Consider the following 24,088-nt stretch of genomic DNA (forward strand, 5'->3'; position numbering starts at 1 on the left):
GGTTAGAGGCTGTCGCCGCCATGGGTGCCGATGGCATGTCCATCGGCATCGAAGAACAGGATATCCTCGAGACGGATGCCGAGTTCGAGCGTGTCGTCCGTATCGAGGTTTTCGGTCGTCCAGACCAATTCGTCGGTCATATGCCGGCCGGCCAGTGCGGCTAGTCTCGTCATGTCGGGCGAGCCGGCCTCGCCGCGGAAATAGACATGCTGACTGTTGCCGATGATCTCGCGCCTGACGACATGGCCCGTCAGTCTGAAAACGCTCTGCCTTGCGTCGGTGACGCGGTAGAGCGCTTCCGGCCGCAATCCGGCATAGATCTGCTCGCGGCCCGCAAGCGCGGTCCGGCATTCGCCGGGAAGGTCGGCCAGCGACACGGAGGCGCCGCCCATTTCCAGCCGGTTCGCGGTCACCCGGCCTGCGAGGAAATTCGGCGGGGCGGCGCCGAGAAAGGCGGCTGCGAATATGTTGGCCGGACGCCGGTAGATTTCGCGCGGCGGGCCGACCTGCTGCACCTCGCCATCGCGCAGGATGACCACGCGGTCCGCCAGCGTTTGCGCCTCAACCTGATCGTGGGTGACATAGATCATCGTCGTGCCCAGTCGCCGCTGAAGATCGCGGATTTCGCCGCGCACATGGGTTCTGAGCGCCGCATCGAGATTGGAAAGCGGCTCGTCGAGCAGGAATAGATCCGGCTCGCGGATGATCGCCCGCCCCATGGCGACGCGCTGCTTCTGGCCGCCGGAAAGCTGCGAGGGGCGCCGATCGAGAAGCTCTTCCAGGCGCAGCTGGTTCGCCACCTCGATAACCTTGCCGTCGATTTCGGCGGCACGCATCTTCTGCCGACGCAGCGGATAGGCGAGGTTTTCGCGCACCGTCAGGTGCGGATAGAGCGCGTAATTCTGAAACACCATGGCGATCTTGCGGTGGCGCGGCTCGATGTCGGTAATGTCGCGCTCGCCGAGCAGGATCTGGCCGCCGTCGACCTTCTCCAGGCCCGCGATCAGTTTCAGCAAGGTCGACTTGCCGCAGCCGGACGGGCCGACGAGCACGATCAGCTCGCCGCTCTGGGCGACGAGATCGAAAGGCTTGAGCACGGCCGTACCCTTCGCATAACCCTTGGATACGGACCGGAGGACGAGTTTGTGCATGAGGATCACTTTCCGCCTGATGTCGCCTGGCTCGGCGTCAGGAAGCGCTGCAGGATGGCGAATATAACGAAGGCCGGGACGATGGTGAGGATGGCCGCGGCGAAGACCAGTGCGTAATCGGTCGAGCGCAGGGGATCGATCAGGCCGGAGATCGCCACCTGGGCGAGTTGCCCGTCGTCGCGGCGCATGGCGATGAGCGGCCAGAGATACCACTCCCAGACGAACACGAAATGCATCAGCCAGCAGGCGATCAGCGCTCCGCGGATATTCGGCAGGATCGCGGTTCGAAGCACTTCCCACAGGCCGGCGCCGTCGAGGGCGGCGGCATGATCGAGTTCACGCGGGACTTCCTCGATCGCCTGGCGGATCAGGTAGACGCCGATCGGCGAAAAGATGAAGGGCAGGGCGAGCCCCCAGAAGCTGTCGATCAGCCCGAGATCGCGAACGACGAAGAACAGGGGCGGGAGGATGACATCGACAGGAATGAACAGCGTGAACAGCATCAGCAGGAACAGCGCCTTGCGGCCGCGAAACCGGAACCGGGACAGCGCGTAACCGGCGAGAAGGCTGGAGATCGTGGTACCCGTCGCCATCACGAAGCCCAGAAGCACGGTGTTGAAGAGCTGGGCCTGCAGGCGGGGAAGGCCGAGCGCGCGGCGATAGGCGTCGAAGGTTGGTTCCGCCGGCAGGAAGGCCCAGAGCGACAGGCTGCCGGCATACCGGTACATGTCGCTGTTTTCCCGAAGCGAGGCGGTGACCGCGAAGAGGATCGGCAGCACGAAGACCGCGGCGAGCAGAACACGCAGGACAATTCCAAGCGAACGGCTCATTCGTAAGTCCATTTCACGGCCAGCCAGCGCAGCTCAAGCGTGATGATGGCGATGAGCCCGAGGAGAACGACGATCGACATGGCGCTCGCCGTCCCGAGATCGAAATAGCTGAAGGCTGTCTCGTAGATCTGGAAACTGGCGAGATCGGTGGCGCCGGTCGGGCCGCCCTTGGTCAACATCAGCACCGGAACCAGGATCTGGAACGAGGCGAGGGTCGCCAGAACGACGGCGAATTGGCAGCTTCTGGCCAATAGCGGCAGCGTGATGGTCAATAGCAGCGCCACCGGCCCCGCGCCGTCGAGTTTCGCGGCGGCGGCGATCTGCGGCGGAATGGCGGAAAGCCCGGCGAGAAAGACCAGCATGGTCACGCCGACATCGCGCCAGATGGAAAGTCCGAGCACGAGGAACTGCGCCGGCATCTCGCTGGAGAGCCAGGAGACGCGCGCTACGCCCATTCCCGAGAGGATGGCGTTCACCACCCCGACATTGGCGTCGAACATATAGGCGGAGATGAAGGTGGTCACCGGTAGGCCGAAGAACATCGGTGAGATCATCATCGCGCGCACGAAGGCATTCCCGCCGGTGTTGGCGCGCAGCATCAATGCCGCGCCAAGCCCGAGCACGAGCTGAACCGGAACCTTGGCAATCGCCGCGAACAGGCTGAGCCACAACCCCCACCGGAAGCGACTGTCGGACAGCGCAAGGCTGAAATTGTCGAAGCCCGCGGTACCGATGCGCTGGCCGCCGGGATCGAACGTGCCGGTGCTCGTATAGATCGCCTCGGCGATCGGCCAGACCTTGAAAAGACACAGCATGACAAGGGCAGGGGCCAGAAAGACAAGCGCCGGCCCCCATCCTTCGAGGAGGGCAGGGAGCCTGCGATGCCTGGAGAAGCTTGGCCTGGAAGCGGCGAGGGAATTCGGCATGTGGTCCGCGAGGTCCGTCAGGCGTAGCGCCGAAGCTGGGCATCGATGCGCCGCGCGGCATCGTCGGCAAGCGCCTTCACGTTGCCACCGCTGACAATATCGGCTTCCAGCCGGATCCACATCGTGTCGAGCTCGGAAAAGCCGGGAACCTTGGGACGCGGCACGGACCATTCGGTGATGCTGTCGATGAAAAGCGACATCGGCTTCGTCTGGAATTCCGGCCGGGCGGCGACCATCGACTTGCGGATCGGCGGTGAGGTCCAGCCACGCGCGACGATGTCATTGCCCTCGGGCGAGCCCATGAATTTCACGAAAAGCTTGGCATCACCCATCCTCGCGGTCTGACGGTTGACCAGCCAGGCAAACGAGCCGGTGTGGATGATCGGGGTCTTGAGATAAGGCACCGGCGCGGTGGCCAGATCGATATCCGGCCGCGCCTTCCTGATCGGGGCGAGGTAAAGCGGCACGCCGCAGAAGAACGCGACCTGATCGTTGTAGAACATGTCCTTCTGCGTGGATACCGGCGCGATGCCGTGTTTGTGGTGAATGTCCTGGATCAGCTGCAGGCCTTCCAGCGCCTCCGTCGAATTCAGGTAACCGGTGCTCTTCAACCCGTCGTCACTCACCATTTTCCAGGCATTTGAGCCTTTTTCGCCGGCGCCGCGCGGATAGATGCCCGAGAAAAACAGACCGGTATTGCCCATGTTGGGGTAAAGCGCGAAGAACTGGTCGTTGCCGCGTCGTTTGCGCTCGGCGGCCTGGATCTCGGTGAAGACGCGAAGCCATTCGTCCCATTTCCAGGCGTCGGCCAAGGTTTCCGGCAGTTTCAGGCCATAGCGGTCGGTGAGCTTGCGGTCGTAGTACAGAGCCTGGCCGTTCTCGTTGGTGGAGGGGCCGTAGAATTCGCCGTCGATCTCGCTGCCGAGCCTGACCGTCGGGAAGAAGTCCTCCAGATCGTCCTTGCTGAACATGTCGGTGACCGGTTCGATGAGGCCGAGTTTCTTGTAGGTTATGACGTTCGGCGCATTGGCCAGAAACACATCCGGGCCGGGGCCGCCCTGGTTGGCGGAGCGCACCGCGCGATCGAGATCGCCAAACGGGACCTTGCGGAACTTCAGCGTTCCGCCACCGACGGATGTCCATTTCTGCTGCACGCTCGTCATCATGTTGTCGACGAAGGCGCCCCCATCCCAGATGAGGAGTTCCAGTTCCTCCCCCTTGAGCCCGTCATAGGGATTGGTCTGCGCGGCGGCCGGCGCGGCACCGCCGATCACGGCGGCGGCGGCACTCGCGCCGAGGCCTTTCAGGAGGTCGCGGCGGGTCGGTTCGAAGGAGAATGGGGCTCGGATCATGGGTCTCGTCCTTTGCGCGGGAGATCGGTAAAGCAGAGGTCAGCGGATGGCGTGGTCGGGAATGTCGAGCCCGAGTTCGCGGCGCACGATATTGGTGCCCTTGACCAGCGCCTCGATCTTTGCGCGGGCGACATCGCGCGGCAGGAACCACATGCCGCAATCGGTCGAGGGGTGAAGCCGCTCCGGCGGTACGATTTTCAGCGCTTCTCGCAAGCGTCCGGCAATATGTTCGGGCGTCTCGATTTCATGCGATCCCATGCCGATCAGGCCGAGATGGACATGTTTGTCGCCGGCTTGCTTCAAGAGATCCGGCGTATGTCCGGGCTGTTCGTATTCGATGCTCATCGCCTGGACCGACGTTTCCGAGAGGAGCCGCAAGACCTCGGGATAGGAAGGGTTGATCGTCTTCGACGACGAATATTTCGCATATCCGTAGCAGACATGCAGGACGACGGGCGTGGTTATGCCTTCGAGCAGCCGTTCGATGACGGGCTTGCCGATCTCGCGCGAACGGCTGAGCTTGAAATGCAGCGCGGGGTCGGCGACCATCAGGAGGTCGGTCCCTTCCGCTTGCAGTTCCTTCAACTCGCGGTTCAGTACGCCGGCCAGCGCCATGATGGCGTCTTCGGGTCGCAGGTAATAGTCGTCCGCCAGCCGATCGTAGAGCGTCATCGGGCCGACGATCGGTGCCTTGACCGGGCGCCTTGCGTGCTTCTTCACAAAGCGCAGTTCATCGATCGCAGGCGAGGAAACCCATTCCAGCGGACCGGTGATCGTCGGCGACATCCGAAAATTCTGCCAGAGGTCACCGAGATCGGTGCGGGCGGTCTTGCTCTTGAGTTCGCTTTGGAACTCCTTGTCCTGCACCTTTTCGAGACTGATGCCGCCGATGCCGGATACGAAATGCCGGTCGTAATGCTGGCGGCGGATCTCGCCATCCGTGACGACGTCGAGCCCGGCGCGCTCCTGCTCGTGGATCGCCAGCAGAACCGCGTCGTCCTGCGCCTGTTGCAGCACATCGGCTTCTGGCCGCCACCAGCTGCCGTCGTGGTGGTGCTCATGGCCGTGACGCACCAGCCATGCGGGCTTGACGTAACTTCCGACGATCTGGGTACGGAGTGGCTGGGTACGGAGTGGGAGCATGGGAATTTCCTGTCGCTTCGGGAGAAGGTTTCTCCGTCCTGCTCGTTCTAGGGTCGGGCAAGGGTTGTGAAACAGGGCCACTTTCCTGGGGTCACCGGGCCACTTGTCACAAACCCCCGGCAAAGGCCGCCTTATGTGACAAGTGGCTTGGACGCAGCCTGCATTTGGGCGGCAGCGCTTCGCTTTCGAGATCGAGGCCGCATAGCCGGTGCGGCACTGGCCTCGACCGCACGGCAATTTTCACGAAATGCGCAAGGAGGCGACGGCGGCTGTCGCGGCGTCATGAACCGAGAATGTCGGCGAGATCGCGCATGCCCCTGATGGTGGTGAACTCGCCGGCATAAGCAAAGCCGAGCAGCAGGGCGCGGCGTGCCGGATCGGCGAACCAGGAGGAGATGTCGCGCGGTTCCAGCCCGCGCGCCGCCGCCTGGCGCAGCAGCCTTTCGACGTCGGTTCCGTCGGGGAGGGTCAGCATGTGGCCGAGCCCGCCCGGCTCGGGCGAAAGCGACACCCCGGCCGGCAGTCCGGCCGGCCACGAGCCGACAAGCGATTGCCGGCGCACCGAGAGCACCGCACGCATCCGGTCGATATAGTGTTCCAGATGCCCCTCGCGCATGAACTGTTCCAGCATGTATTGCTCGATCAGCGGCGGCCGAAAATCCATGGCTGCGCGGGTGGCGATCAGCCGGTTGATCATAGCCGGCTCGGCAACGATGTAGCCGATACGCAGAGACCGGAACATCGTCCAGCTCAAGGTCGACAGATAGATCGTCCGGTCGCGGCTTGACTGGTCGGCGAAGATCGGCGCCCGGGGTTCCGGCAAGAGCGCCGTATTGTCCATCTCCACGATATGAGCGCCATTCGCCTCGACATGGCGGCGGATCGCCTGCTCGCGGGCATCGCTCAGGATCACACCGGACGGAAACTGCCGGACAGGCGACAGATGAACCAGCCGGAACTGCGGCGAAGCCGGCTCGATCCTCAGCCCTTCGTCATCGACCGGAAGCGCCTGCACCCTGGCGCCGGCGAGCGTCAGCGTGGTGCGCACGCGCAGCTCCGCCGGGTCCTCCATCAGCGCGATATCGCCGCTGCGCAGAAGCGTGCGGGCGACGAGATCGAGACCTTGGGTCATGCCGGAGGTAACGATGATCTGGTCGGGGTGGCAGACGATCCCGCGGCGGCTTTTCAGATAGCCGGCGATCTGCATCCTCAAAGGTGCGAACCCGGCCGGATCGCCTTCGTTCATCAGCTCGCGAACACGGGCCGCCTGCTCCGTCCCGATCCGCTGCCAGACGGCAAACGGGAAATAGTCGAGCGTCGGCCCCCAGGACAGCGCATTGACGACGGAGCGCGGCGCGGCGGGCAGCTCCGCGATCGGCGTGGCGTTTTTCGGCAGGATTCGCCGTTGTTCGAGATAGCGCAGGGAATTGACGAATGTGCCGGACCCGGTAACGCCGAGGATGAGGCCCTCGGCCATCAGCATGTCGAATGCCTCGGAAACCGTGCTGCGGGAAACCCCGATCTCGTGGGCCAGCTGGCGCGTCGAGGGCAAGCGTTCCCCCGGTCCGTAGGTGCCGTCCAGGATGCGCGCCTCGATGGACTTGCAAATCTGTTCGGCAAGAGACTGGGCGCCATCGCGATCGAGCTGAAACTGCATCCGATGCCCCTTTGCAATGGTCAGCCCTCGTCGGACCGAGGAGGATGGGGCGGCGTAGCGAAAGCATGTTTCAGGAGGATGACAGGGCCGATGATCTCATTACCGCGCTGGAAGCTTCCGTCCGGCATATCGCCGCCGAACTCGGGCCCAATAATGGCATTCGCGTGCACGCCATTTCGCCCGGACAACTGGCAACACGCGCCTCCGTCCGCCGCCGCGCGTTCGTATCAATGCGTCTATTTCGCTGCTTGTGAGGATATTTTGTCGTATCGTGTTGCGAAATACAACTTTTCGGTAGTATAAGAATTGCAATTTGCAGTATTTGTTTTATAGGTCAAATGGCAATGGCGAGCCGTTTCATGGCTGATCCTAAATGGGTCAGTCGAAGACGCGACCGTATCGACACGCTAACTCGACATTAGTTCAGAAGCCTGGATCGCTCCAAGGTTCGACTTGCGGTCTCGCGGCCGCCAGAAGCGAAATAGTCAGATCTTTTTTTCATCGCATACCCGGAAGTGGTGATGCGGCAAAGGATCGATCCCCGGCAATCGGTCGGCGCTCTCCCAGGGCGGCGATCGCCCGGCAAGTCAGCATCTTATCGCAGCAAACCGACCCTTACTCGGAGAAACGACGTGACCGAATTCACCATTTCACGCAGGAACGTGCTCGCCGGCGCGGGTGTGGTCCTGGCCGCGGCCTCCGCCACGTCCCTCGTATCGTCTCCAGCCACGGCGGAGCAAGGCAACATGGATGCCGCGCTGCGTCAGTTGCAGGCTGCGTTGGCCTCGCTTCGCCGTGCGACGCCGAACAAGGGCGGACACAAGGAGCGCGCCGCCGAACTGGTCATGCAGGCCATGGACGAAGTCCAGGCCGGCATCGACTATGCCGCCAGCCGTGGCGGCGGCTGATCGCGGGCTATCCACGACGGAACTCACAAGGGGGATTCGACAATGATACGCATCAAACCAATCAGACTATTGTTGTCTGGCTTGATCGCACTGCTTGCGGGAGTCGCAATCGCGCAGGATGCCGCCAGGGTACCCAATGCGCCGTTGCGGAAGACCGTGGGACAGGTCAGCCAGCAGGCGCCGGTAGCATCACTCCTGGTGTTCAACGCCGATGGTGCGAAGCTGGAAGGCAACACGCTGGTCTTGACGGGCGTTTCCGCCAACTCCATCATCTTCGCCGATCGCCCAACCCGTGCCGCCGGCCATATCGCGACCAGTGAAATCGTCAGTCAATGGGGCGCCGGCGCCGACAGTTTCGACAAGGACCCGCCGAATGCGACGGTCTCGGTTCTCGCGGGCGGCTCGAATGTAAGCGATGCGGTGGTCACGCTCAAGTCTCCAAAGCTTGACGGGACGACGCTCACGTTCGACGTTTCGGTGCTGGAAGGCGATCTCGCCGGCGTGACCGGTCCAGCGGCGCTGTTTATCGACCATTGGCGTGGCTGGAACAACGCCGGCTGGTACGCGCTTGGTGCCGCGTCGGGTGCGGCCATCGGGGCGTCGCTGGCGGGCCCGCGTTATGTCGAACCTTATTATCCGCCGCCCGCATACTATCCACCCGCAAATCCATGCCCGCCCGGCTACTGGCTCGGCCCGTGGGGCCACTGCCGGGATACGCCGTATCATGGCCGCCTGCCGGATGGTCAGTGGCAGTAATCGCAAGACGCGGGAAAACATCGGGGTTACGTGGCAGGGTCGGGGCATCTCGGCCCGCGCCTGAAGAACCCGATGGGTGCCGATCGACGGGATAGCGGGTCTGTTCGGGATCGCCAGTGACGATCCGATCATCTCTGCCGTCGCCGCGAGGACAGGCCGTGACGAGGCTTTGCCCGGCATTGTGCGTCTTATGCCGGCATGGGCATAAGACGCACGGTGACGGTGCTGGACTACGCCCGAAGGCGAAGGTTGCGTTCCAGCATGTCGGCTACCTGCGTGACGATGTAGGCGATGACCATGTAGATGACCACCGCGATGACGAACGCCTCGAGATAGTAGAAGTTCAGGGCCGCGGTCAGCTGTGACTGGGCGAAGATGTCGACGACCTCGATCGCAAATCCGAGCGAAAGCGCCTTCATGATGACCATGATCGATGTCGTCAGGTCCGGTATCGCCGCCACGACCACCTGCGGAAACATCACCCGGCGAAACAGCTGGGCATTGGTGTACCCAAGCGAATGCGCGGCGTCAGCCTGGCCGTTGTCGAAGGAGTTCAGGGCTCCCTTGATGATCTCGGCCTGGAAAGCCGCGATACAGCCCGTGATCGCAACGACCAGAACGACCCAGTTCGGCATCGAATGGCCATTGTAGTTGATCCCCACCAGCGAGGTCAGCATCTGCAGACCGGCGGGCAGGCCGAAGTACGCGAGAAAGATCACGATGACCATCGGGACGCCCTTGAAGGCGACCTTGTAGGTCAGCACGGCTTCCCTCAGGACCGGGATCTTCCTGTACTCGATGAACGCGAACAGGCTGCCGATCAGTGTCGAGAATACGAAGATAAGGGCTGCCATCGCGAGCGTGACAGGCACCGCGCCAAGTATTTCCCGGGTGTCCTGTAATAGAATGTCGGTTTCAAACATTTACTGATACCCCTTCTCGGTCAAACACTTGGCAGGAGCACGTTCTTGACGCGTCCGGCGTTGGCCGTCTCCGGCGCGCGCATCGACGAGCGGAGCTCGAAGAAGCGGACGACGAGCCAGACGATCAGGCACATCAAGGAGTAGATGACCGCCAGAACGAGATACGTTTCGAACTGGTACTGGTTGTAGTCGCGCTGCATGATCAGGTGCGCGGTCGCCATCACGTCGGCGGCCCCGATGTACATGACCAATGCGACGTTGTGGACTAGGTAGATGAGCGAGTTGCCGTAGCCGGGCAGGCCGATGTGGACCGCCTGAGGACCGACGATGCGGAAGATTTTCTGCCGAAAGCTGTAGCCCAGGCTGTCCGCCGCCTCATGCTGGCCGCGCTCCACCGAAAGATAGGCTGGCCGCATGACCTCCGAGAGGTAGCCGCCATGGTACAAGCTCAGCCCGACCATCGCCGCGACGTTCGCCGAGAAGAAATCCGAAAAGCCGAACACGGCCGCGAACAGCGGGAGCCCGTAAAAGGTGACGAACAACTGAAGAACGACAGGGACGCTTCGCGCATAGGAAACGTAGAGATCGGCCAGATGGCTGATCAGGAACACCCGTCGCACGCGGAGCGTCGTCGCGATCAAGGCCAGGCAGAAGCCGGCGATGAGGGCGGTGAAGGTAATCGCGAGCGTCAGCGGCAATGCCGAGAGCAGCTCGGGAATCATGGTCGAGATATTCACTATGAACACTCCTTCTTGCAATGTCAGCCCGAGCCCTGACGGCATCGCTGCCGTCAGGGAAGGCGCCTGTTACTTGAGGTACTTGACCATTTCTTCGCCGAACCATTTCTGCGAAAGCTTGTCCATGGTGCCGTCGTCGCGCAGTTCCTTGAGGACGCGGTTGATGTCGTCGGAGAGAACCTTGTTTTCCTCGGACTTGTGGATCAGCATGTAGGTGTTGTTGCTGTAGACGGGGTCGGAAGCGACGACATCGAGCTTCTTGTTGTCGATGACGGTCTGTTCGCCGAGATTGGACGGCAGGACGAGCGCGTCGAACTTGCCGTTCTGGATTTCGTCGAGACGATTGGGGTAGGGGATGCCGGCGCTCGATGCGGTAACTTCGAGCTTGTATTGCGGGTTTTCCTTCTGCCAGTTCATCATGAACTTGTAGGTGCCACCGCCGGCGGTTGCCGGAACGATGCTCTTGCCGACAAGGTCCTTCATTTCCTTGATGCCGCTATCCTTGCGGCTGTAGATCTTCATGAGGCTGGCGCCCATGGGGTTCTCGGGAATGTAGAACTGCTTTTCCCGTTCCGGCGACTTGTAGTAGCCGCCGCAGGCCATGTCGTATTTGCCGGTCGCAAGCCCGGTTTCCTGGGCGATGTCGGCGACGCCTTCCATTTCGAACTTGTACTGGGGCAGCTTGGCGTTGATCGCGCGCAGCAGATCGGGCTCGTACCCCTGCGGCTCGACGCCGATCGCGCCCCAGGCGAGAGGCTTGGATTCAGCCGAGGTCGCGATCTTGATCGTGCGGACCTCCTGCGCATTGCCTGCGCCGGCAACTGCGAAGGCGATGGCGACGCCGCCGAGGATGGCGAGGCTGAACTGGCGACGCGACGTGGATTTGATAGCAAACATGATGTAGTTCCCCTTTTGGTTGAGTTTTCAGTCTACTGCAGTGTATGTTCGGTGCTCAGGAACTGAGCCAGGCGCGGATTGCTCGGCGTGTCGAAGATTTCGGCCGGGCTGCCATCGGCCGCGACAATGCCGCGGTCCATGAAGACGATCCGGTTCGAGATGTTCTTCGCGAACTGCATTTCGTGCGTCACCAGCAACGATGTGATGCCCGAGGACGTCACGTCCTTGATGACCTTGAGAACTTCGCCGACGAGTTCGGGGTCTAGGGACGATGTGGGTTCGTCGAAGAGCATCACATCGGGACGGACAGCCAGCGCCCGTGCGATGCCGGTTCTCTGAAGCTGCCCGCCTGAAAGCTGAGAGGGATAGCTGTCGCGCTTGGCGGAAAGACCGACGCGTTCGAGTTCGCGCAGCGCGATTTCCCGTGCCTCTTCCTTCGACTTGCGCTGCACGACGATCAGCGGGTCCATGACGTTGGCGATAACGGTCATGTTCTTGAACACGTTGAATTGCTGGAAGACCATCGCCGTGCGTAGCCGGATCGCCTGCACGGAGGCCTTGTCGGCGCGCTGGTAATCCATCTGGATCTGGTCGAACGCGATGGTGCCGGAAGAGGGTTTCGCCAGGTAGTTGATGCACTTCAGCAGCGTGGTTTTCCCGGTGCCGCTGGGGCCGATGATCGACACGACGTCTCCGCGTTTCACCGAGAGATTGACGCCGTTCAGAATCTGCGAATTCCCATACGACAGTTTGATGTTCTTGAGTTCCAGCATCTGGCTGTGTCCTTCTGATTATGAGGTGTTGGCGTCTCGTTAGGATCGAGGCAGCCGAACCAGGCGGACGACTTCAAAGTTCCCAGGTTTCACGAGCATTTCAGACCCCTTTTTGTTGCGGGCGGACGTTCTCGTCAGCCCTTTGATAAACATCCTCGCGGATGCCATTCCGATATCCAGGCCGCGCGGCGTGGATATTATTTTCAATATACAGGATATTGGATACGCTATCCTGTAAAATGGAAATGTCAACGTCCTTGTTTCAAGTCGCGAGCAAACACTACTTTCCGCTATCGGCATGACCGAGGACATGCATCAGGCGATTGGCCCAGCCGAAGATCGAGACGGCGTGGATGAGATCGATGATTTCGGCGTCGTCCATGCCCACGGCCCGCAACGAGGCGATGTCTTCCTCGTTGGCTTGCGATGGCACCTGAGAGAGCCTGCGCGCGAATGCATTGATCGCCGCGTCGCGTGGGCCGAGGGCCTCGGGACGCTCCAGATAGAGCGCGGTCACGACGGCGTCGCTTCTTGTCAATTCCGCGTGACGCCGCGCATGGGTCACGGCGCAGAACTTGCAGCCGTTGACGATCGAGGCGCCGAGCGCTCCCAGCTCCCTGTCGGGCCGGGGCAGGCCGCCCGGAACATACATGATGGCGTTGAACAGCACGGTCCTGGCGACATAGCTTTCCGGATCGTGCACCAGGGTACGGACGTATTCCGATACTTTCTTCGCGGATGGGGTGACCTTCATCGCGTCGAGCTGTTCGGGCGTGGCGTCCGCCACTTCGACCGGGTCGATATAGGGATGCCAGTTGAGTGGCTTGAGGCGGACCGCGGAAATCATGCCGACCTCATGAGCCGCAGGCCTGAGGCCACGCGTGTCTGGAAATTGACGAATGCGATCAGTTCGGAGAGCGCGACGATCTGCGGATTGGTGAGCCCCGCCGATTGAAGGCGGGCGATGTCGCTCGCCGCGGCGTCGATCGGCGTCAGCGTGACGAGGTCGACATGCCTGGCGATGGTGGCAAGCGGTTCGGCAAGGTCCGTCGCTCCACGGGCGAGCGCCATCAGCTCTTCCGACGCGCCGATTTCCGACAGCTGGTCGCCGTAGTCCTTGATAAGGGATTGATCGGCGTTGAGGACGGCCATGCGGTGGGCTAGCGAGAGGCGCAGTCCCGTGTCGATGCCGTGGCCGTTTGCCGGATGCAATACGGCCACCCGGCATAGTTCCGCTCCCTCCACGAACTCCGGGCGAAGCCGCCGGGCGGCGTAGATTGGATCGTCAGGCGCAAGCCCCGCGATCTTGTCCATGGCGTCGGTCACTACGCATTCTCCTTCCGCAACAGGGGTGTGGCGTCCACCCACTCGTCTCCCATCAGTTCGGGAGTGTCGAAGGCGACGAGATTGGCAAAATGTGTTTCCACGTCTTCGGCGAAGAGTGATGCGGCAATGCCGCGAACCAGCCGGTCCGCCCCGGCGCTCACCGCCGGAATGTCTCCGGAGACCTTGCCATGCGTCAGCATCGCCGCGTCGTTGAAGCAGTAGATGTTCGCCAGCATCGGGCAGGTCCCGGCAACCCGCTCCCGGAACTCGAAGGACGGGCCAAGATCCGGCGCGTCGGCCATGCTCGGGCGCTGCGGCCCCATGTCGGGCGTGTAGCGGCCATCCGCCCATGTGCGGATGAATGGCGCGATGGCGGAGAATTCGGGGCGGCCGTTGAAGTCGTTCAAGAAGCCGGTGGCAGCCACGAGGAAGTCGTAGCGTAGCGGCCCCTGCGTGGTTTCGATGAGCAGCCCATCGCTATCCTGTCTGACGGCCCGGATACCGCAATCAAGCAGGAACCGGGCGTTGGCGTGACGGGACACGCGCAGCGTCGAGGAGCGCGGCGGTGGCGTCTGCGTCGCCGACGTATAGTCCACGAACTTCCACTTCCAGCCATCGGGAACCTGATGCATGCCATGCACGACGCCCTGGCTGCCGATTCCCGTCATCTTGTTGATGCGCGGCATCTGCTTTCGGCGGATCAGGAGATCGACCGACTTCGCGCCGGCCTCCAGGGCCGTCGCCGCGTTGTCCATCGACGACGCGCCGGCGCCGATGACCGCCACCCGCTTGCCTCTCAGCGCATCGAAGTCGATCTCGTCGGCGGAATGGGCCCAGTAGGTGCGGTCTATACCCTGCAGGAAATCCGGGACGGCAAAGCCGCCGAGGCCCGAGCGGCCGGTGGCGAGAACCAGTCTGCGGGTGAGGACCGGACCGGTTTCGGCGCCCTCGATGTCGATCTGGATGAGATCGCCGGACCGCTTGATTGCGGTCATCCGCACGCCGTTGACGATCGGCAAATTCAGGACGCGGCGATACCAGACGAGGTAATCCATCCACTGGCCCTTGGGGATCTTGTCGAGCGCATCCCAGGCCTTCGTACCCCACTGCGCCGTGAACCAGGCACGGAAGGTGAGTTGCGGCAGGCCCAGAGCGGGGCCGTGCAGGGTCTTGGGAGACCGCAGCGTCTGCATCCGCGCGAAGGTTTCCCACGGTCCTTCGAGACCCGCGGGTGCCGCGTCGTAGGCGACGATGTTGGTAATGCCCGTCAGCACCAGCTTGGCGGTTGCCGCAAGCCCGCACATCCCGGCGCCGATGACGACGACGTCCCTGACGGGCTGGCCGCCGCTCGAACGTTCCGGAACCCAGGGCTTGCCGGGAAGTTCCAGGTACTCGAGGTCCCGAGCCAACTGCTCCTCCAGCAGGGCGAGACCGATGGGCAGGGAGGGGCTTTGTACATACGTCATGTGTCTTTTCCGTTATTGGAATCCACCGGGTTGCTGGTCACCAACTGCCCGGCCACCGAGGGGTCGAGCTTGGCGAAGCCGATGATCGATCGCTCGGCAACTGCTTCGACGGCTTCGATCAGCGCCTGCGCGACGGGCCGCAGAGGCTTTTTCGATGCCGCCAGGACACCCCAGTAGAAAGGCACCGTTTCGTCGATCGGCCGGATGATGACGCCGGGCTGGCTGATGCCGTAGGCGGTTACCGGATCGATGATGGCCGGAATGCCGGCCTGGCGGACGATCTGCAATGCGCCGTATGCCGTGTTGGTCCGGATGACAGGGCCGGTTTCGATCCCGCGCGCGGCAAGCGCCCGCGCGATGTGCAGCTGGAAGCGCAAGGGGTTGAGAAGGGTCGCCACGCGCCTTCCCGCCAATTCCGTCAACGGCACGATATCCAGCTTCGCGAGCGGATCGTCTTCATGCAGGGCCGCGACGTCGGGCGCGGAATAGAGGCGCAGGACGTCCAGGCCTGGCGTATCCAAAGGCATGCTTGAGAAACCGAGTTCGGCCCTTCCGCCCCGCACCTCCTGAGCGACCACCGAGGGAATGAACTGCCCGAGGTGCGTCTCGTGCGGAAGCTGGACATCCTTCAGCTCGGCCATCGCACGCGGGATCAGCCCCGTGCCGATGGCCGATGTCGCCACGATCTGGAGAATTCGCCCCTTTCCGGCGGCGATCGTCTTGGCGCGGGCGGCAAGTTCGCTGAACGACATGAGGAGGCGGCGGGCTTCTTCCTCGAACGCTACGCCTTCCTCGGACAACTGCACCCTGCGCCCGATGCGGTGCAGCAACTCGAAGCCCAGCTCCGTTTCGAGGTCTTGAATGGTTCGCGTGACGGATGGCTGGGACCGGCCGAGCAGGTCGGCCGCCTTCGTGATGCTGCCACTGGCAGCAACGGCAAGGAAGGTTTGAAGGTCACGCGTTTCCATAACCACCTACATGCACTTTTCGAATGAGTGGTATCATTCCATTCACTTTTGATATCTGTCAAGCGGAAACGGCACTCCGGTGTACGGCACTGTTTTTGCCCGCTAGGCAGGTATCCACATGCGAAAATGCCCGATGCGCAGGTGCCTGCGCCGGGCTTGAGCCTTTGAGGAAAAGTGAGTTTGGACGTCCTTGCGCGGGCCGGGTCGGCTCGACGCCGCGATGAGCGCGGAGTACGAAGCCAATGCCGTACTCCGCGCCTATGGCCGGTGCCGCCGTGGCCGCGGGCTTGATAGTCGCGTGTCTATGGCCGTGCGGCTATGACGACGGGATGCCGTTCAGCCCTGGTAGCCGTTTCGGCAAATGCTTTGCAGATCCTCCGCCGACATGCCTTCGATCGAAAGCGCCGGAAGAAGATCGTTGTCGGCGGTCAGGTCACGGCCATAGGCCGCGGACATGATCGAAATGCCGGACTCGTGAAGCACAGCGGGCCGGCCGATGATCTTCCCCAGGACCGCGGTCGGAAAGATCCCGAATGGAAAGTCCTCGAGAATGTAGCGGCTTTCGATTGTTGTCGGCCCAAGGCCGCCGCGCCCCTGTCGGTCCATTTCCTGGTTCATCTCCGAGACGGTGCCCATCGGCACATGAAACGACAGCGAAAAATGTTCCTCGACCGTGCGGACCGAAACTCCGAAGTGACCGGCGATCGCGAGCCTTTCCGCGTCGAGCGCTTCGATGAAGCGCCCCACCGCGGGCGTAACATTGCCGCCTTGGCTCCATGTCTCGCCTTTCTCCATGCGCGTCAGGTTGAGAAGCGCGATGCCGAGATGGTTCTGCGGGTTGAGATTGCTGAGGGCGATGGCAAGGAGGCCGTCCCGGCGAACGAAGCGGTCGCCGAAAAGTTTGGTGCACAGCTCGAAGCCTTCGTCGGCGGCGCTCGCGGGCAGGGTCGCCACGTCGAGCTTTTGCCGGACCGTCGCCACCTGAACGCTGGTGGCACTGCTCTGTCTGCCGGTGACCAGTGTTGTGCCCCACACGATGATGGGGAGGCTCACCTGCCGACGGGCAAGCCGCTGCGAGAGGTAAAGCGCGCCGAAAGAGCTGTGCGAGCTGATGATCACCGGCGTTCCGGCCTTCAGGTAGGGGACGGCCGCGTCGATGACCTTCTTGTGGCCATAGGCAGGGAGCGCGATCATGACCACGTCGGCGTCCTCGACGGCTTCCCGGCATTCCCCGGCCACGCGCACGGTGGCCGTGGTTTCGACAGCGCCCGTCGCGACCAGCGGCTCTCCCGAAGCAAGTGCGCGTGTGCGTTCTCCGGATGGTGACCACAGGGTCGGGCTGAAACCCTCCTTCGACAGGTAGGCGGCAACGCCAAAGGCAATTGCTCCTGCTCCGAGAATGCTTACGCGCATGGGACCTCTCCATTCAAATCTGTCGTTATGGGGCAAAACTGTCGTCGTCGGACTGTGAAAGATTTTCGATATCGGGCCGGTCAATCCGATGTCGAGATCGCCGCGCGCCACGCCGCCCGGACATTTGTCGGCGGCTTGACCCGGTAGCGTCGCGAATGCTTTGATTGCCGGCAGAACGTCTCCGTGGTGGATTGAGGTTTCGGAATGCCGTGCACTCGACATGAGCCGAAAAATCGTGTTTTATATCCAGTATCCTGTAATGCAATATCCTGAACCATGGAAAACATCAACACACCGCAACTCGGCCCTTTGCTCCAGCGCCAGCGAAAGAGCAGAAACCTCACCCTCGCGCAACTCTCCGCGGTTTCGGGGGTCTCGAAATCGATGCTTTCGCAGATCGAGCGCGGTCAGGCCAATCCGACCTTCGCCGTGGTCTGGAACCTGACGAGGGCCTTGAAGATCGACTTCGCCGATTTGCTCGAAGGCGGCACCGCGCCGGTCGAGCCAAGCCCGATCGAAATACAGAGTACGGCGCATACGCCGGAAATACGAAGCGACGACGGACGCTGCCGGTTGAGGATCCTGAGCCCCGCGCGAATGGCGGGAAGCACCGAGTGGTACGAAGTCGAAATCCAGCCCGGCGGAATTCTTGACAGCGCTCCCCATGCGCCCGGTGCGTTCGAGCATTTCACTGCCCTGACAAGTGGCTTCGAGATCGCCAGCGGAGGCACGACAAAGGACATGAAATCCGGTGAGACCGCGCGTTATCCCGCTGATGTCCCTCATCATATTGCAAACAAGTCGGCCAAGATCGCGCGCGGCATGCTGATGCTCGTCTATCGATAAAAATCCACTATACTGAAAAATATATATCCTATATATCGGAATCTCCAATCAGACGGAGTGTCCGATGTCGACCTTTCTAGACCATATCAAAAGCGTGCTCGCGGATATCGAGAGCGACGGTCTCTACAAACGTGAACGCCTCATGGCGTCCCCCCAGGGAGGGCGCATCGAGGTTGTTTCCTCAGATGAAACGCGCCGGGCGATCAATCTCTGCGCGAACAACTATCTCGGACTGGCCAATCACCCCGACATCGTAGCCGCCGCGAAGGACGGGCTCGACAGGTTCGGCTTCGGGATGGCCTCGGTCCGCTTCATCTGTGGCTCGCAGACGCTTCACCGCGAACTTGAAAAGGCGATCGCCGCCTACCTGCAAAAGGACGACGCCATCCTGTTCGCAGCCTGCTTCGACGCCAATGGCGGCGTGTTCGAGCCGTTGCTCGGCCCGGAAGACGCCATCATCTCGGATGCGCTGAACCATGCTTCGATCATCGACGGAATTCGTCTGACGAAAACCAAACGCTATCGTTATGCCAATGGCGACATGGACGAGCTCGAGACAAGGCTGAAGGAGGCCGACCGGGACGGGGCACGGTTCAAGCTCATCGCCACCGATGGGGTGTTCTCCATGGATGGCCATGTCGCGAAACTGCCTGAGATCTGCGAACTCGCCGGGCGTTACGGCGCGCTTGTGATGGTCGATGATTGTCATGCCACGGGTCACATCGGTGAGAAGGGCATGGGGACGGCGTCGCTCACGGGCGTGGGGTCGCGCGTCGATATTCTCACCGGCACACTGGGCAAAAGCCTCGGTGGCGCGATGGGCGGATATGTTGCGGCCGATCAGCCCGTGATCGACCTCCTGCGCCAGCGCGCCAGACCCTACCTGTTTTCCAACAGTCTTGCACCGGCCGTCGCCGCCGGTTCGCTGAAAGCGATCGAGATCGCGATCGGCGCTGACGACCGCCGCGCTGTCCTTCGCAGCCATTCCGCACGGTTCCGCGCCGGCCTGGAGGCCGCCGGCTTCGAGCTCATTCCAGGCGAGACGCCGATCATACCTGTCATGCTCCACGAAGCGCCCGTCGCCCAGGAGATGACCCGGGCGCTCGATGAGCGCGGCGTCTACGTCTCCGGATTCTTCTATCCTGTCGTGCCCAAGGGAAAGGCGCGAATTCGGACGCAGATGTCGGCGGCGCTGACGGAAGACGACGTCACGATCGCGATCGACATATTCGCGGACGCCGGCAAGGCGATCGGGCTGATCTGAACCCTTCAAATCCAAGGAAACCAACGTGAAAGCACTTGTAAAGGCGAAGGCGGAGCCAGGCCTGTGGCTTCAGGATCAACCGGAGCCGGAGATCGGCCCCGACGACGTCCTGATCGGCGTCAGGAAGACCGGAATATGCGGAACCGATATCCACATATTTTCATGGGATTCGTGGGCGGCCAAGACGATCCCGGTGCCGATGGTGGTCGGACACGAGTACGCGGGCGAAATCGTCCAGCTCGGATCGGCTGTGCGCGGGCTTGCTGTCGGCCAGCGGGTTTCGGGAGAGGGGCATGTGATCGGCCTCGGTAGCCGCGCCGCGCGCGGCGGCAAGTTCCATCTCGCACCCGATACCGCCGGCATCGGGGTCAACATCCCCGGAGCGTTCGCCGAGTTCGTCAAGGTGCCGGCCTTCAACGTCATTCCCTTGCCGGATGAGATCGATGACGAACTGGGCGCGATCCTTGATCCGCTGGGCAACGCGGTCCACACCGCGCTGTCCTTCGATCTCGTGGGCGAGGACGTCCTGATCACCGGCGCCGGGCCGATCGGCATCATGGCGGCGGCCGTCGCCCGGCATGCGGGTGCCCGCCACGTCGTCATCACCGACGTCAACCCCTATCGCCTCTCCCTGGCCGGGCAGGTCGCCGATGTACAGCCGGTCGATGTCTCGGCCGAAGACCTCGGTTCCGTAACCCGGCGACTTGGCATGAAGGAGGGGTTCGACGTCGGTCTCGAGATGAGCGGTTCTCCCGCGGCATTCAATCAGATGGTCGATCACATGGTTGTCGGCGGCAAGATCGCGATGCTCGGAATCCCAAGTGGGCCGACGACGGTGGACTGGACCAGGATCGTGTTCAAGATGCTTGTCATCAAGGGAATTTACGGGCGCGAGATGTTCGAAACCTGGCACAAGATGCTCTCGATGCTGCAGAGCGGATTGGACGTCCGAAAGGTCATAACCCATCGAATGGCGGTTCAGGATTTCGAGCGCGGTTTCGACATCATGCGGAGCGGAAACTCGGGCAAGGTCGTGCTTGAATGGCAGTGACGGGGTCACCGACGGGTTGGCTTGCGGTGGGCCTTCCGGCCAGCCGTCGGCCAAGCCGGATGTGACGCGCAACGCGTCGCGATCGTGGAACCTTGAAGGGCACGTCGGGCGGGCTACTTGAAGCCTTCCTCAAGCTGGCACCATATGGCGAGCAACGGCTGAGACGTGCATCGTATCGCGAATGCCTGTCCGGCCTCGACCGAAAACACCGACCCGGCGTCAGCCCTTAGCCACGCATCGCCATCGATGCAAATCTCAGAGGGGCTCAGAAGCACGAAGGCCTTGGAGCGGGCCTGCACATTATCGGGAAACCGCGTGTATGGTTCCATGAGGATCAAGCAAATGCGAATGTCCGGGCGCGTTTCGATGCCCGACGGACCAACCAGGACGCTGTGCGCATGGGCCTTGGAGAAGTTCACGCTTGCGAATGGACCCGACCGGCCGCTTTGCCAGACGACATATCGGCTGAGCTGGGCGAGTTCGGCCGCAAGGCGCCCGTGAGGCGAGCTTGATTGTCTGGCGTGACGCAGGGCGCTGTCAAACGTCTGCTTGCGCTGCGCCGTTTCCTCGAGATTGAAGACACCCGTTCGTTCTGTCCGCTGAAGCACCTTTCCCGCGATAAAGCTTGCCGTCGGGCAGGCGTCGGCGGAGAGCATCGCCGAGGCAAAGGCATTCAGAAAGCCCTGTAGGGCATCCGGACGACGAACCCCGCCGCGCACGGCGAGCCTTGCCACCACACCGTCTTTCTCCGTCACAAGGAGGTCGGCGGAGTGGTCGGTTTTCTTATTCATTGTCTGCGATCCACATGCGGCTGCTTTTCACGGTCGTTCAGATGATCCGGCACCTTCGTCGCAGCCGTGGTAACCGTGATCGCGATACCGAAGCAAGCCCCATCGAACCCGCCATATGGTCGCCGGATCAGAAAATTCTTCCTGTCCATCCCTCCGGCGGCCCAACGAGGCCGCCGGAGCCGTGTCGGTTCGTCAGGCTCTCGCTTCCGCGTCGAGGCGGTGGAAGAGAGGGCCCAGGCGCTTGTGGCGGTCTTCGTGCCGCGGATGGATGAACTCCATCTTGCGCCCGGCGCGGGCCTCGCGCTTCACCCAGTCGCTGATCGTCTCGGCGCTGGTATGATCGACGAAGTGCAGATCGCGGCCGACGAGCTGCACGTTGCGGTTCGACGGCAGGCTTTCAAGCGTGTCGAGCAGGGCAGGCAGGTCCTTGCAGGTGGCCGCGCCGTCCAGAGTGAGAGCGATCGCCCCGTTTTCCTCGCGGCTTTCGATGCGGAGCCGGCGCCGCAGGTGCGGAGCGATCTCCATGATCGACAATGCCAGACCGATGCCGACGCCGATCAGCAGATCCTGCGTGACGATCATCGCCACCGTCGCCAGCCAGATGCCGACGGGCACCCAGCCGTGGTGATCGAAGAGGTGGCGGACGTGATGCAGGCTGACCAGCCGGCACCCGGTGACGAGCAGAACGGCGGCGAGCGCCGTCAGCGGCACGACGCCGAGCAATTGCGGCAGCAGCGCGACAAGGGCCAGCACCCAGACGCCGTGCATGACGGCGGAAGCGCGGGTCTTCGCCCCCGCCTGCACGTTGGCCGAGGAGCGGACGATGACGCCGGTAATCGGCAACGCGCCGAGCATGCCGCAAATGCCGTTGCCGACGCCCTGGGCGAAAAGCTCCCGGTTGAAGCGGGTCCGGACGCCGTCGTGCATGCGGTCCACGGCGGCCGCCGAAAGCAGCGTTTCGGCGCTGGCGATGACGGCGATGACCAGCACGGTGACGAATATGCCTGGTTCCGTCAGCCGTAGGAAGTCCGCCGCCGCCGGCACCGAAATCCCGTCGAGCAGTGAGGCGGGCAGTTGAACCCTAGCGATGGGAAGGTTGAAGACCACCGCCAGAAGCGTGCCGAAGCCGACGCCGACCAGCGCGCCGGGCACCAGCCTCAGCCGTGCCGGGCGCAGCTTCTCCCAGCCGATCATGGCCAGCAGCGATGCAACGCCGATCATCAGCGCGAGGGCTTCGGTCGTGAAGATATCGGCCATCCAGACGGGAAGGGCATCGGTATCAGCAGCCGTCGGGCTGGCCGGCACCGCCGCGGCGGCCTGGCTGGCGGCGTTCGCCACGGGCTCCGCGTGATTGAAGAGCGCGGCCACGCTTTCATCCATCGCGGCGACGTTGTCGATACCGCCGGCCGCCGGCTTCGAGCCCATCAGCACGTGGATCTGGCCGAGAACGATCAGGATGCCGATGCCGGCCAGCATTCCATGGACCACGGCGGGCGAGATTGCCCTGAACCACGAGCCGATCCGGAAAAATCCTGCCAGAATCTGCAAGGCGCCGGCCGCCACGACAACGGGACCGAGCGCGGCGAGGCCGTATCGGTCGACGAAGCCGAAGACGATGACGGCGAGACCGGCCGCCGGCCCGGAGACCTGCAGAGGAGAGCCGGCCAGCAGGCCGACGACGATGCCGCCGACGATGCCGGACACGAGACCCATGGCCACGGGCACGCCCGAGGCAACCGCGATGCCGAGGCAAAGCGGGATGGCGACAAGGAAGACGACGACCGAGGATGCGAAATCGGCAAGCGCGGTCGAGGGCTTCGGTCCGCCCGGAGCGGATGTGCGGGAGCTGATATCTGCCATGCGCGTCACTCCGCCGTGATTGCCGCCAGGGTGGGAACGACGTGGGGTACCTCGCGGCCGGTGACGGCGACGGGCAGCGGATGCCCCTCCTCGATCTCGATGAAGCGCGATGCCGTCCCGTCGTAGATCAGCACGTTTCCTGTTTCGATATCGAAGAACCATCCATGCAGCGTCACCTCGTTCCTGGCGAGCTTGGCGGCGACGGAGGGATGCGTGCGCAGGTGATCGAGCTGAACGAGCACGTTTTCCATGGCCACCGCCCGGATCCGGTCCCTATCCTCGATCGTCTTCGGATAGGCCTCGCAGACGATCGAATAGGCGGCATGGCTATGTTTCAGCCAGGCCGCGACGTTGGGCATCGGTTCGAGCAGTTCCGGATGGCACAGCCCCTTCATGGCGCCGCAGTCGGAATGACCGCAGACGATGATGTCGCGCACCCCAAGCGCGACAACGGCATATTCGATGGCCGAAGACACGCCACCGTTCATGGTCTGGAAGGGCGGAACGATGTTGCCGGCGTTACGGCAGACAAACAGCTCGCCGGGCCCTGATTGCGTGATCGTTTCCGGCATGACCCGGCTGTCCGCGCATGAAATCATCAGCGCTTGCGGGCTTTGCCCCTCGCGCGCCAGCTTCTCGTAGAGAGCTGAATTGTCGGGAAAAACCGCACCGCGAAAACTGGAAATACCTTTCAGGAGATCACCCATGCTCTGTTCCTCAGTCTGGCCCGGATGGCAGGAAAAGAGTTCCTCCGTCCGGTGGGGTTAAAGGAAAGCGATTGCTTCGCACCTGCGAGAAAAACATGGGGATTGAGGCAGATTATGTCGCAATGCAGCATAAATTGCGGCGGCCAATAACGTTTTTGCGAGGATATTCAGAGCCGTTGTCACGGCTTCGCGAGCAACGTCGATGACAGGTTTTTCGGCCGGCAAGAGCCGGCGGCCCCCAATTTCGTTGGTTCCGTGGGGTTCTGATCGGGCCGGTCCGTCTGTCCGGGAGCGCGAGTTCCCGTCGCCAGCCATCGCCGGCGGCCGCGTGTGTGCGTGAGCG

The 24,088-nt window shown here is 62.6% G+C and carries 23 protein-coding genes and 1 pseudogene; 6 read left to right on the plus strand and 18 right to left on the minus strand.

Annotated features, from left to right (window positions below; all coding sequences use genetic code 11):
• Positions 1–2: 2 nt before the first annotated feature.
• The 6 genes from GGQ67_RS25465 to GGQ67_RS02855 all read right to left on the minus strand — a co-directional run bounded on the left by GGQ67_RS25465 (position 3) and on the right by GGQ67_RS02855 (position 7,059).
• A complete protein-coding gene (locus GGQ67_RS25465; RefSeq protein ID WP_183898647.1) occupies positions 3–1,151 on the minus strand; it encodes an ABC transporter ATP-binding protein in 1,149 nt (382 codons plus the stop codon).
• A 5-nt stretch (positions 1,152–1,156) separates the two neighbouring features.
• On the minus strand, positions 1,157–1,981 hold the full coding sequence (locus GGQ67_RS02835; RefSeq protein ID WP_183898648.1) for a carbohydrate ABC transporter permease: 825 nt from the start codon (positions 1,979–1,981) through the stop codon (positions 1,157–1,159).
• Positions 1,978–2,907, minus strand: a complete 930-nt coding sequence (locus GGQ67_RS02840; protein WP_183898649.1) for a carbohydrate ABC transporter permease — start codon at positions 2,905–2,907, stop codon at positions 1,978–1,980. Before GGQ67_RS02840 ends, GGQ67_RS02835 begins: the two co-directional genes overlap by 4 nt.
• 17 nt (positions 2,908–2,924) lie before the next feature.
• Positions 2,925–4,259: a sugar ABC transporter substrate-binding protein gene (locus GGQ67_RS02845; protein ID WP_183898873.1), complete on the minus strand. Its 1,335-nt coding sequence runs from the start codon at positions 4,257–4,259 to the stop codon at positions 2,925–2,927.
• A 39-nt stretch (positions 4,260–4,298) separates the two neighbouring features.
• Positions 4,299–5,402: a uroporphyrinogen decarboxylase/cobalamine-independent methonine synthase family protein gene (locus GGQ67_RS02850; RefSeq protein ID WP_183898650.1), complete on the minus strand. Its 1,104-nt coding sequence runs from the start codon at positions 5,400–5,402 to the stop codon at positions 4,299–4,301.
• 280 nt (positions 5,403–5,682) lie between these two features.
• Positions 5,683–7,059, minus strand: coding sequence for an aminotransferase-like domain-containing protein (locus GGQ67_RS02855; protein WP_183898651.1), 1,377 nt, complete (start codon positions 7,057–7,059; stop codon positions 5,683–5,685).
• 104 nt (positions 7,060–7,163) lie between these two features.
• Between GGQ67_RS02855 and GGQ67_RS02860 the strand changes: the two are divergent.
• The 3 genes and pseudogenes from GGQ67_RS02860 to GGQ67_RS02870 form a co-directional block, all read left to right on the plus strand.
• Positions 7,164–7,265 (plus strand): annotated as a pseudogene (locus GGQ67_RS02860) (SDR family oxidoreductase); the annotation flags it as partial.
• A 426-nt stretch (positions 7,266–7,691) separates the two neighbouring features.
• Positions 7,692–7,967, plus strand: a complete 276-nt coding sequence (locus GGQ67_RS02865) for a twin-arginine translocation signal domain-containing protein (protein ID WP_183898652.1) — start codon at positions 7,692–7,694, stop codon at positions 7,965–7,967.
• Between the two features lie 42 nt (positions 7,968–8,009).
• Entirely contained in the window at positions 8,010–8,723 is a 714-nt protein-coding gene (locus tag GGQ67_RS02870) for a hypothetical protein (RefSeq protein ID WP_246400076.1), read from the plus strand.
• A gap of 230 nt (positions 8,724–8,953) precedes the next feature.
• Here the strand turns inward: GGQ67_RS02870 and GGQ67_RS02875 are convergent, their stop codons facing one another.
• The 9 genes from GGQ67_RS02875 to GGQ67_RS02915 form a co-directional block, all read right to left on the minus strand.
• On the minus strand, positions 8,954–9,646 hold the full coding sequence (locus tag GGQ67_RS02875) for an amino acid ABC transporter permease (protein WP_183898653.1): 693 nt from the start codon (positions 9,644–9,646) through the stop codon (positions 8,954–8,956).
• A 20-nt stretch (positions 9,647–9,666) separates the two neighbouring features.
• Positions 9,667–10,383 carry an ABC transporter permease subunit gene (locus tag GGQ67_RS02880; RefSeq protein ID WP_183898654.1) on the minus strand — a complete coding sequence of 239 codons (717 nt, stop codon included), beginning with the start codon at positions 10,381–10,383 and terminating at the stop codon, positions 9,667–9,669.
• Between the two features lie 69 nt (positions 10,384–10,452).
• A complete protein-coding gene (locus GGQ67_RS02885; RefSeq protein WP_183898655.1) occupies positions 10,453–11,280 on the minus strand; it encodes a transporter substrate-binding domain-containing protein in 828 nt (275 codons plus the stop codon).
• Positions 11,281–11,312: 32 nt separating this feature from the next.
• A complete protein-coding gene (locus GGQ67_RS02890) occupies positions 11,313–12,053 on the minus strand; it encodes an amino acid ABC transporter ATP-binding protein (protein ID WP_183898656.1) in 741 nt (246 codons plus the stop codon).
• 280 nt (positions 12,054–12,333) lie between these two features.
• Complete coding sequence (locus GGQ67_RS02895; protein WP_183898657.1) at positions 12,334–12,900, minus strand: peroxidase-related enzyme; 567 nt, start codon at positions 12,898–12,900, stop codon at positions 12,334–12,336.
• Entirely contained in the window at positions 12,897–13,379 is a 483-nt protein-coding gene (locus tag GGQ67_RS02900; protein ID WP_183898658.1) for a hypothetical protein, read from the minus strand. The genes GGQ67_RS02895 and GGQ67_RS02900 overlap by 4 nt, the downstream gene beginning before the upstream one ends.
• Positions 13,379–14,845, minus strand: a complete 1,467-nt coding sequence (locus GGQ67_RS02905) for an NAD(P)-binding domain-containing protein (RefSeq protein ID WP_183898659.1) — start codon at positions 14,843–14,845, stop codon at positions 13,379–13,381. Before GGQ67_RS02905 ends, GGQ67_RS02900 begins: the two co-directional genes overlap by 1 nt.
• Positions 14,842–15,813 carry a LysR family transcriptional regulator gene (locus GGQ67_RS02910; RefSeq protein WP_183898660.1) on the minus strand — a complete coding sequence of 324 codons (972 nt, stop codon included), beginning with the start codon at positions 15,811–15,813 and terminating at the stop codon, positions 14,842–14,844. Before GGQ67_RS02910 ends, GGQ67_RS02905 begins: the two co-directional genes overlap by 4 nt.
• Before the next feature lie 336 nt (positions 15,814–16,149).
• Positions 16,150–17,226, minus strand: coding sequence for an NAD/NADP octopine/nopaline dehydrogenase family protein (locus tag GGQ67_RS02915; RefSeq protein ID WP_183898874.1), 1,077 nt, complete (start codon positions 17,224–17,226; stop codon positions 16,150–16,152).
• Between the two features lie 276 nt (positions 17,227–17,502).
• Between GGQ67_RS02915 and GGQ67_RS02920 the strand changes: the two genes are divergently transcribed.
• The 3 genes from GGQ67_RS02920 to tdh all read left to right on the plus strand — a co-directional run bounded on the left by GGQ67_RS02920 (position 17,503) and on the right by tdh (position 20,387).
• Complete coding sequence (locus tag GGQ67_RS02920; protein ID WP_183898661.1) at positions 17,503–18,072, plus strand: helix-turn-helix domain-containing protein; 570 nt, start codon at positions 17,503–17,505, stop codon at positions 18,070–18,072.
• Positions 18,073–18,136: 64 nt separating this feature from the next.
• Complete coding sequence (locus GGQ67_RS02925; protein WP_183898662.1) at positions 18,137–19,336, plus strand: glycine C-acetyltransferase; 1,200 nt, start codon at positions 18,137–18,139, stop codon at positions 19,334–19,336.
• Between the two features lie 25 nt (positions 19,337–19,361).
• Positions 19,362–20,387, plus strand: coding sequence for an L-threonine 3-dehydrogenase (gene tdh, locus GGQ67_RS02930; protein WP_183898663.1), 1,026 nt, complete (start codon positions 19,362–19,364; stop codon positions 20,385–20,387).
• Positions 20,388–20,500: 113 nt separating this feature from the next.
• Here the strand turns inward: tdh and GGQ67_RS02935 are convergent, their stop codons facing one another.
• The 3 genes from GGQ67_RS02935 to GGQ67_RS02945 form a co-directional block, all read right to left on the minus strand.
• Positions 20,501–21,178, minus strand: coding sequence for a dimethylsulfonioproprionate lyase family protein (locus GGQ67_RS02935; RefSeq protein WP_183898664.1), 678 nt, complete (start codon positions 21,176–21,178; stop codon positions 20,501–20,503).
• 192 nt (positions 21,179–21,370) lie between these two features.
• Positions 21,371–23,038, minus strand: a complete 1,668-nt coding sequence (locus GGQ67_RS02940; RefSeq protein WP_183898665.1) for a SulP family inorganic anion transporter — start codon at positions 23,036–23,038, stop codon at positions 21,371–21,373.
• A gap of 5 nt (positions 23,039–23,043) precedes the next feature.
• Positions 23,044–23,745, minus strand: coding sequence for a carbonic anhydrase (locus GGQ67_RS02945; protein ID WP_183898666.1), 702 nt, complete (start codon positions 23,743–23,745; stop codon positions 23,044–23,046).
• Between the last annotated feature and the right edge of the window lie 343 nt (positions 23,746–24,088).

Source organism: Rhizobium metallidurans (assembly GCF_014196505.1).
Classification (GTDB): Bacteria; Pseudomonadota; Alphaproteobacteria; order Rhizobiales; family Rhizobiaceae; genus Rhizobium; species Rhizobium metallidurans.

Bases quoted from the DNA above. Each gene is read 5' to 3' on its own strand.
- GGQ67_RS25465 (WP_183898647.1), bottom strand. From the start codon at position 1,151: ATGCACAAACTCGTCCTCCGGTCCGTATCCAAGGGTTATGCGAAGGGT.
- GGQ67_RS02835 (WP_183898648.1), bottom strand. From the start codon at position 1,981: ATGAGCCGTTCGCTTGGAATTGTCCTGCGTGTTCTGCTCGCCGCGGTC.
- GGQ67_RS02840 (WP_183898649.1), bottom strand. From the start codon at position 2,907: ATGCCGAATTCCCTCGCCGCTTCCAGGCCAAGCTTCTCCAGGCATCGC.
- GGQ67_RS02845 (WP_183898873.1), bottom strand. From the start codon at position 4,259: ATGATCCGAGCCCCATTCTCCTTCGAACCGACCCGCCGCGACCTCCTG.
- GGQ67_RS02850 (WP_183898650.1), bottom strand. From the start codon at position 5,402: ATGCTCCCACTCCGTACCCAGCCACTCCGTACCCAGATCGTCGGAAGT.
- GGQ67_RS02855 (WP_183898651.1), bottom strand. From the start codon at position 7,059: ATGCAGTTTCAGCTCGATCGCGATGGCGCCCAGTCTCTTGCCGAACAG.
- GGQ67_RS02870 (WP_246400076.1), top strand. From the start codon at position 8,010: ATGATACGCATCAAACCAATCAGACTATTGTTGTCTGGCTTGATCGCA.
- GGQ67_RS02875 (WP_183898653.1), bottom strand. From the start codon at position 9,646: ATGTTTGAAACCGACATTCTATTACAGGACACCCGGGAAATACTTGGC.
- GGQ67_RS02885 (WP_183898655.1), bottom strand. From the start codon at position 11,280: ATGTTTGCTATCAAATCCACGTCGCGTCGCCAGTTCAGCCTCGCCATC.
- GGQ67_RS02890 (WP_183898656.1), bottom strand. From the start codon at position 12,053: ATGCTGGAACTCAAGAACATCAAACTGTCGTATGGGAATTCGCAGATT.
- GGQ67_RS02895 (WP_183898657.1), bottom strand. From the start codon at position 12,900: ATGATTTCCGCGGTCCGCCTCAAGCCACTCAACTGGCATCCCTATATC.
- GGQ67_RS02905 (WP_183898659.1), bottom strand. From the start codon at position 14,845: ATGACGTATGTACAAAGCCCCTCCCTGCCCATCGGTCTCGCCCTGCTG.
- GGQ67_RS02910 (WP_183898660.1), bottom strand. From the start codon at position 15,813: ATGGAAACGCGTGACCTTCAAACCTTCCTTGCCGTTGCTGCCAGTGGC.
- GGQ67_RS02915 (WP_183898874.1), bottom strand. From the start codon at position 17,226: ATGCGCGTAAGCATTCTCGGAGCAGGAGCAATTGCCTTTGGCGTTGCC.
- GGQ67_RS02920 (WP_183898661.1), top strand. From the start codon at position 17,503: ATGGAAAACATCAACACACCGCAACTCGGCCCTTTGCTCCAGCGCCAG.
- GGQ67_RS02925 (WP_183898662.1), top strand. From the start codon at position 18,137: ATGTCGACCTTTCTAGACCATATCAAAAGCGTGCTCGCGGATATCGAG.
- GGQ67_RS02935 (WP_183898664.1), bottom strand. From the start codon at position 21,178: ATGAATAAGAAAACCGACCACTCCGCCGACCTCCTTGTGACGGAGAAA.
- GGQ67_RS02940 (WP_183898665.1), bottom strand. From the start codon at position 23,038: ATGGCAGATATCAGCTCCCGCACATCCGCTCCGGGCGGACCGAAGCCC.
- GGQ67_RS02945 (WP_183898666.1), bottom strand. From the start codon at position 23,745: ATGGGTGATCTCCTGAAAGGTATTTCCAGTTTTCGCGGTGCGGTTTTT.